Source organism: Methanobrevibacter sp. (genome assembly GCF_045541095.1).
GTDB lineage: Archaea > Methanobacteriota > Methanobacteria > Methanobacteriales > Methanobacteriaceae > Methanocatella.
Map to the genome: position 1 here is coordinate 1 of NZ_JAZQIJ010000066.1, position 7,179 is coordinate 7,179.

Consider the following 7,179-nt stretch of genomic DNA (forward strand, 5'->3'; position numbering starts at 1 on the left):
TAGATTAAAAATTAATTCAGATGGAGATATGGACTATGGCAAATAAAAACATGATAGTTGCATTGATTCTTTCATTCATATGGTCTGGATTGGGATTAATATATGCTGAGGATATGCAAAAAGGAATTATATTGGCAGTTATAGCTGTAATTGGTTATATATTAATGTTTTTCGTAAGTCAAATCTTTGGTATGGTGGTATTCATTGTTTGGATTTATTCCCTGTATGCAACTTACAAACAAGTCAAAGCAGTCAATGGTGAATGAGATTAATACATATATCATATTTATTTCTTAATTCAAAGGTGGTTTAAATGAATAAAAAACTATTAGCAATATTGCTTCTATTAATTGCGGTAAGCACAATCGCAGTCGTTAGTGCAGCAGACACCCAAAAGATTAGTGGTGTGGAATTTAATGTACCTGATGGATATACTTTTGATGCAGATGCAGGCAATACTTTTTTACAGTCTTTAGAGAAAGGAAAAGTAAGTGATGTAGGGGTATTTAAAAACAGTAATGGAGATAGTGTATTCATTATGATTTATAATGATGCTCCAAAAAATTCAGATTTCCCTGATGACTACAAATTCGAAAACAAAACAATTTCTGGTAAAAACGGTACTTTCATGAGTGCCCCTAGTAGGATGAATGTTGCTTTCCAATATCAAGATGGAGATAAATTCATTGTTATACAAGCTATGGATGAAAAAGTAATTGAAGAAATCCTCAAATAAATCTAATTTAAAAAAGCATTAATTATTTAATGCTTCATCTCTTTTTTTCTTATTTCCTTAAGTAATGAGAACATTAACATAAGCTATCGTTAATGTTAATTCTATTTCAACCCGTGCATATATATCGCAGTGCAAAAGGGATTCAACATTTGGATATGTAATCATTAACGTTAATGTTATAATCCAATTTTACTTTTAAATAAGTGTAAAAAGTGTTTTAGAATGACTGTCTTTGTAAATACATTATTTGTACATGCAGAAACACATTTTGAGCAGTGCTGACATTTTTCAATGTCAATTTCTATGTAATTATCATATACAGTTATTAAATTTAAATCACAGGCTTTAGCACAATCTCCGCATCCAACACAATTCTTTTCCACACGAAATACCATGTTATATCTCCTTTAAAATATTACAGAAATAAATTAAACAGCCATATTCATTCTGATTATAATTTATATCTCATTATTCAAATAATTTTATTATTACTTCTTTTATTATATTATTTATATAAAATATCTAATAAATTATTAATCATGACATTGCAAACGGAATTACAAATCAATATTGTAATTAACAATTACACACAGAGAAGCGGTAGCTATTCCTCAAACTATGAGTATCTGCTCCTTGACAATCTGGCAAGCAGTTCCTATTCTAATTTATTCAGAAGTGACTTGAAAAATCTAAAGATCAAAACCAAAGATGGAACCAATTGTCCTGTACTATACCTTCCAAGTTATGGATCCCAACCTTCAGCTATCCTGGTCAGAGTTCCTGTCGGCAAGATCTCCCAGACAACAAAGCTATTGCTGGAAGTTTATGATACATCAACATCCTTCAGCAGCACTTTATCAACGGGTGGTGAGGTGTTAATGTTTGACGCAAACAATGATACATACTCCCAATTTTTCATGAGTTACTCAGGTTTAAGTATCAATAATGATTCAACGGATGGGGGCAGATTTTTAAGGGCAAGATTTGTTCCAAGCCTTGATGGAAGTTCACCAACATCATTATTTACAACATTCGCCTCTGGTGGTAGCCTATCAAACAATCGTGTTACTGTCGCAAGATTTAAAAGAATTTCCGGATGTGTAGATGTTAATGATAATGCGATATATCATGGAACATCAACTGGAACATACATGATGCAGGTTGACTATAATCTCACAACTTATCAAGAAGATATAAAAGTCACATCCTTGAATTGGGATGGTGAGAAATCTTATTTATTATTCAACGGGGCTAAAACATTGGTGCAGGTTAATTCCAATGATGCTTATGCTTCAGGAAGTGATGAGGAAGGAAATTATAAACAATACCATTTCCATGGTCGTGTGTCAAACGGGTTCAGCAGTGCTTCAGATTATCTTGAAGGCTTTGACAGGAACAATCCGACTAAAGTTTATACCAACACATATAATGAGGTTGAAATTGCTCCGGGCTGGTTTTCAACAAATCAATTCGATGAATACAATTATGTTGACCTGAAGTGGCTGTTAATCTTCCCGTCACCAATACTTGCAGCTAATTCCATTCCAACAATAACGGTAACACAAAAGGATGCCAAAACCGGTATCAGATTATATAAGGGAAGTCATGAATACACTAAGGCCTACAGAGGCTCAACGTTAATGTGGGATGCGGATGATGCGGACATGGCAGATACTGGACTTCACATTCCAGACAAAATAAAAAACAAGAATTGGGATTGGGTGTTTTAAGATGATTATTGATTACGATATAAACTCAACAATAGGACACGGCCGTGGATATCCAACAGGACTTGAGCATTCAGAAAAGATGGATGTTATTGCTTGCCTTCTTGATGAGGGCGAGCGCATGTTTGTTAATGATGAACATACGGCTTGGATTTGTTCCGACAGGTGTGCAGTAGGTGAAATGGTAACGTTGGATGAATCCTCAACAATGGAACATACAATAGTTAGAAAAGCACAGGCTGGTGAACTGGCCTTTGGTTATCTCCTGGGCAAGGTTCAGGTCAAGACTTCAGGATTAACATTAGTGGCCGTGGCCGTGCTGGGTGATGTCTTCAGGCTTAAACTCAAACGGCCTGCACCAAAGAATATTCTTCCAAACACTAGAATTTACATTGACAGTGACGGATTGTGTAATCCTGTACATGGCCATGACCTAAGGCTATTGTCAATTGTTAATCTAACGGAAAACAAGACAACAGATTATATCAGAGTTTATCGTCAGATGTCTGAGGTGGAAATGTATCCTGAATCTCAGAACTGTATTGATCTTGCTGACTGTTCTTTTGAACAGGATGAAATCACCCACGTGGTAAACATGATCGTACCAACGGAATCCAACATTATGGCACAGGCCAATTATGTTAAAGATGCAGACGGTGTTACTTATTGTGAGCTTCCGGATGTAGCTATTGTTAATGATGTACGCTTTGTTTGGGAAGACAATAAGTTATACATGGAATGGGAAGGTTGTGATGATGGTCAAAATGTATACTTTATATAAACAAAATAATAAAATATATAATAAAACATATAATATTACAGCGAGGTATTAACATGACAATAAGGAAACTGGTAGGAACTTTAGAGAATAAAGGCCCATACATAGACCAATCAACAGGCCATTGGTTTTACTGGAACGGCACCAAATACGTTGATAGTGGCTATCCTTATGCCATAAAACCCGTTATCCAATTTAAAATCGAAGATGGGATATTATACTATTCCATATCTTGGGAGGCACAATGAAATACATAAAATACTTTGAAACATTTGAGGAATATGAATCCTGGATGAGCATAGAAGAAAATGCTGAAGAGGTTTATCAAAGTGAAGAAAAGATTGTTGTTGATGGCGTAATCTTCAGCCATACTTACAGAGATTTCGAAGATGCAGTAGCGGTAGGTGATAATGAATGATTTACGAATGGTTAGAGAGAAACAGAAAGGACATTGACATATTCACTTCTTTTTTAGTCACTGTCATCCCGATCATCATGTTATATTCAGAAGCATTAGGCATTAGTGAAAATACAATCCCATATTGTATTCTCATGATAATCTTAGGCATAGCTAGTCATTACGCAAGCAGGATAAGAGGCGAGGCTGATGTTGAATACGCTAAGAAAAAAGCTAAAACAGTATTGGGTTATCCTGAAAAAGAATAGAATACTTTGGAGAATAATTCTAAGTTGATAACATGAATGAATTAAAAAAGAAGATACTCATTTGCAACTTTACCAAAACAATATCCAGTGCTGTATTAACGGCCATAGCTATTAACATTATCATGGCCAACGCTACAAAGTGGAGTTTAATCGAAGGACTCATACCATTTACGGCAGCCATTATCATAGTGGCCATTGTTGACATTTATCAATATAGATGTGAGAAAGAAGACCAGATAGCTATTGATGAGTTGGAAGAAAGACTCCAAAAACTGGAGGGACTGAAGGATGGAGAAAGGTAAAATCTTGATTGCAGTTCCGACCTTTGAAAATATTAAACCGCAATGCTTCAAAAGCATATTCGGATTGACAAACCCTAAAAATTTTAATCTTTATTTTGATTATGTGAAAGGTTATGATTGTGCACGTGCAAGGAATGAAATAGCAAAACTTGCAATCAAACATAACTTTGACTACGTGTTAATGATAGACTCAGACGTTAGTGTACCAAAAGAAACTGTTAATAAGCTATTGGATTGTAAAACGGATGTCGCATTAGGTTGGTATTATAAAAAAAGAACAAAGACAGATGAAACGGTGATCTTTGATTTTGGAAAAGATTTCACGGGCAAGAACATGATCTATGGGGAAACATTATACGAACGGGAAGATCCATTTGAAATTAAAGGCGGTGGCCTTGGAATCAGTCTCGTTAATGTTAATGTCTTTAGAAAAATGCCATATCCATATTTCAAATACGTAATCTATGATAATGACACAATACTGTCAGAAGATTTATATTTCTGCAATGAAGCTAGAAAATACGGAATGCAAATCAAATGCAACCCATCTGTAAAAGGTGGTCATATAAATGAAGTGTTAATGTAAAAAAGAGGAATGTTAATGACAGACCAAATCGTTTTATTAGAAGGAAGAAAAGAAATAACAACCTTTCTACTTGATGATGGAGATATAACATCAGAAGACGTAGTAACCGCAACAGGTAAAAATATCGGCTATGAATACACCGATAAAATTTATCCTGAAGATACAGTCACAATATCTCCAAAATCAGAAATAGGAAAAGAGATGGTGAAAAAATACACAGGCGGTGACGGTGAAATACCAATAGGTATTATCGTTAATGACCCAATCGTTATGGATAATGGCCGCAGGAAAGCTAGTGTGTTAGTGTTAGGCCAACTATACAGACTTAAACTAGCTAGTGGCATTACTGATATTTCACCAGCAGATAATATTAAATTAGGTGAGGCCGGAGCAATCAAAGATTCTTCAGGTGAATTCTTGGCCTTACATCCAGTAACCAGTTCTGAAAATTATCATTATGTTAACTGTTTCAAATTAGCTAGTGGTAGTGGTGAGAAAGGAGACACAGGACCTAAAGGTGATACGGGTGATACTGGCCCTGCTGGAATTTCAACAATAATAAAAGGTTCATACAGCAGTCTAGAAGAATTAGAACAGGAAGTTCCAAATCCTCAAGTAGGAGATGCCTATTTAATTAACGGTGAACTTTATGTTTGGGAGGAATAAAAAATGACCTGGAAAGATATTGGAAACTTAAGAGGTGAAATGGGAGCTACTGGCCCGGCAGGTGCAACAGGTGCACAAGGTCCTGCAGGAGCACCATTCACAATTTTCAAAACATACGAAACAATAGCGTTAATGGAAGCTGATTTCAATAATGTTCCAGACGGCAGCTTTGTTGCAATCCAATCAACAGTTGAAGATCCCGACAATGCTAAATTATATCTCAGAGGAAATTCTGAATTCACGTTCATTACAGATATGTCAGGTGCTACAGGTATTCGTGGAGAAACTGGAGCAACAGGAGCTACTGGTAAAGCAGGAGCACAAATATTCATGTCTCCTAGCGGAAGAGATAGTTCATTAACTTCAACAGGTTGTCCGGCTCAACCTACATTATACGGCGGATTCTATGTAAGTGATTTACTAGCGAATAATACATGGGCAACAGAAGTAAATCTTGGAGATTGGGTAATAACAAGAAGTAATTATAATCTCTGTCATATTGCATGTATAACAGACGGTAAAGCATTAGTTGACCAATACTTTGATTTGAAAGGACCTAAAGGTGATACCGGTACATCCGGAACATCTGGTGAAAAAGGTGACACTGGTCCTGCGGGGCCTAAGGGAGACACTGGAGATTCTGGTGCTCAAGGTCCGAAAGGTGATACTGGTAATGTTGGCGCAACAGGTGACACAGGAGCATCAGGTGCTAAAGGTGACACAGGTGATACCGGACCTCAAGGCCCAAAAGGAGATACTGGTGATACCGGTGCAACTGGCCCTGTTAATCTTGCAAGTTCTTTAGATACTACAGATACAACCAATGCCATTAAAAACGCACCAGTGGCTTTAGCTATTCAAGACTTACAAAATAGTATTGGAACAATAACATCCACACAAACAGCTAACTTAAATTTATTAGGGAGCTAGAATAACATGAGTTTCACTCCACCGGATTTAAGTGACGTGTTAAGTAACGAACAATTACTTAATACTAATCTTATTTCATTAAGAACGGAATTAAGGAATAAACTAACATTATTGGGCATTAGCTATTCTGATTCAGATACTATCATGCAATTAGTTGAAAAGGCCGCTCCAAATCATTATATTGACATTAACACTGATGAGGAGTATTATTATGATGTTGGATTGCCTGTTATGGTTAAGGGCGTATCCTCAATGGGATGGATTACTACTGGAGATGATGAAGGCTATTATCTCAGGGCTACTTATAAAAATTCAGGTGCAGAAACAATTGGAATGGGATTGTATTCAACATATCAAAAAGCTGATGTTTACGGAACAGATAATTTCAAAATCAGAATGAAATTAGCATATAAAGATGGATATAATAATTCCTATGCAGGTGTAGGTTTTGCCATTGGAACTCCAACTGCAGAAACAGCATTTGACGGCGTGTTCTTTGGTGTAGCTCAAAACAGTAATGGAAACTTATATCCTGCAAAAATAATATTCAATAATTCACTTTCTCCGACAATAAGCTATGTTACTGACGGCGGAACAATTCCATCATCAAACAAATTCAAAATGATTGTTGACAACAATTATGATGAAGATTATGGATGCGTTAATGTGGTGTGGCAAAGATTGGACGGATCTTTAATCTGGAATAATTATGTTGAATATTCTGATTTTAATTCTTCAGGAATGAACGGGAAAATATCAATGGCTGCAATAGTAGGAACTCCATCACC

Annotated in this window: 13 protein-coding genes; 12 read left to right on the forward strand and 1 reads right to left on the reverse strand. The window is 36.0% G+C overall.

Annotated features, from left to right (window positions below; translation table 11 throughout):
• Nucleotides 1-35: 35 nt before the first annotated feature.
• Nucleotides 36-266, forward strand: coding sequence for a hypothetical protein (locus ACKI2P_RS03015; RefSeq protein ID WP_407374880.1), 231 nt, complete (start codon nucleotides 36-38; stop codon nucleotides 264-266).
• 47 nt (nucleotides 267-313) lie between these two features.
• Nucleotides 314-736 (forward strand): hypothetical protein, encoded by a 423-nt coding sequence (locus tag ACKI2P_RS03020; RefSeq protein WP_407374881.1) that lies wholly within the window; start codon nucleotides 314-316, stop codon nucleotides 734-736.
• 176 nt (nucleotides 737-912) lie between these two features.
• On the opposite strand, the gene ACKI2P_RS03025 is transcribed toward ACKI2P_RS03020, so the two are convergent.
• Nucleotides 913-1,131 carry a 4Fe-4S binding protein gene (locus ACKI2P_RS03025; protein ID WP_407374883.1) on the reverse strand — a complete coding sequence of 73 codons (219 nt, stop codon included), beginning with the start codon at nucleotides 1,129-1,131 and terminating at the stop codon, nucleotides 913-915.
• A gap of 144 nt (nucleotides 1,132-1,275) precedes the next feature.
• Between ACKI2P_RS03025 and ACKI2P_RS03030 the strand changes: the two genes are divergently transcribed.
• The 10 genes from ACKI2P_RS03030 to ACKI2P_RS03075 form a co-directional block, all read left to right on the forward strand.
• Entirely contained in the window at nucleotides 1,276-2,466 is a 1,191-nt protein-coding gene (locus tag ACKI2P_RS03030; RefSeq protein WP_407374885.1) for a hypothetical protein, read from the forward strand.
• A 1-nt stretch (nucleotide 2,467) separates the two neighbouring features.
• Nucleotides 2,468-3,244: a hypothetical protein gene (locus ACKI2P_RS03035; RefSeq protein ID WP_407374887.1), complete on the forward strand. Its 777-nt coding sequence runs from the start codon at nucleotides 2,468-2,470 to the stop codon at nucleotides 3,242-3,244.
• Nucleotides 3,245-3,297: 53 nt separating this feature from the next.
• Entirely contained in the window at nucleotides 3,298-3,489 is a 192-nt protein-coding gene (locus ACKI2P_RS03040) for a hypothetical protein (RefSeq protein WP_292746259.1), read from the forward strand.
• Nucleotides 3,486-3,659, forward strand: coding sequence for a hypothetical protein (locus ACKI2P_RS03045; RefSeq protein ID WP_407374889.1), 174 nt, complete (start codon nucleotides 3,486-3,488; stop codon nucleotides 3,657-3,659). Before ACKI2P_RS03040 ends, ACKI2P_RS03045 begins: the two co-directional genes overlap by 4 nt.
• Nucleotides 3,656-3,907, forward strand: a complete 252-nt coding sequence (locus ACKI2P_RS03050) for a hypothetical protein (protein WP_407374891.1) — start codon at nucleotides 3,656-3,658, stop codon at nucleotides 3,905-3,907. Before ACKI2P_RS03045 ends, ACKI2P_RS03050 begins: the two co-directional genes overlap by 4 nt.
• Nucleotides 3,908-3,939: 32 nt before the next feature.
• A complete protein-coding gene (locus ACKI2P_RS03055) occupies nucleotides 3,940-4,209 on the forward strand; it encodes a hypothetical protein (protein ID WP_407374893.1) in 270 nt (89 codons plus the stop codon).
• Nucleotides 4,196-4,795, forward strand: coding sequence for a hypothetical protein (locus ACKI2P_RS03060; RefSeq protein ID WP_407374895.1), 600 nt, complete (start codon nucleotides 4,196-4,198; stop codon nucleotides 4,793-4,795). The genes ACKI2P_RS03055 and ACKI2P_RS03060 overlap by 14 nt, the downstream gene beginning before the upstream one ends.
• A gap of 15 nt (nucleotides 4,796-4,810) precedes the next feature.
• Nucleotides 4,811-5,461 (forward strand): hypothetical protein, encoded by a 651-nt coding sequence (locus ACKI2P_RS03065; protein ID WP_407374897.1) that lies wholly within the window; start codon nucleotides 4,811-4,813, stop codon nucleotides 5,459-5,461.
• A gap of 3 nt (nucleotides 5,462-5,464) precedes the next feature.
• Nucleotides 5,465-6,391 carry a hypothetical protein gene (locus ACKI2P_RS03070; RefSeq protein WP_407374899.1) on the forward strand — a complete coding sequence of 309 codons (927 nt, stop codon included), beginning with the start codon at nucleotides 5,465-5,467 and terminating at the stop codon, nucleotides 6,389-6,391.
• A 6-nt stretch (nucleotides 6,392-6,397) separates the two neighbouring features.
• Nucleotides 6,398-7,179 (forward strand): hypothetical protein (locus ACKI2P_RS03075; protein ID WP_407374901.1); only part of this gene is annotated, 782 nt, incomplete at its 3' end.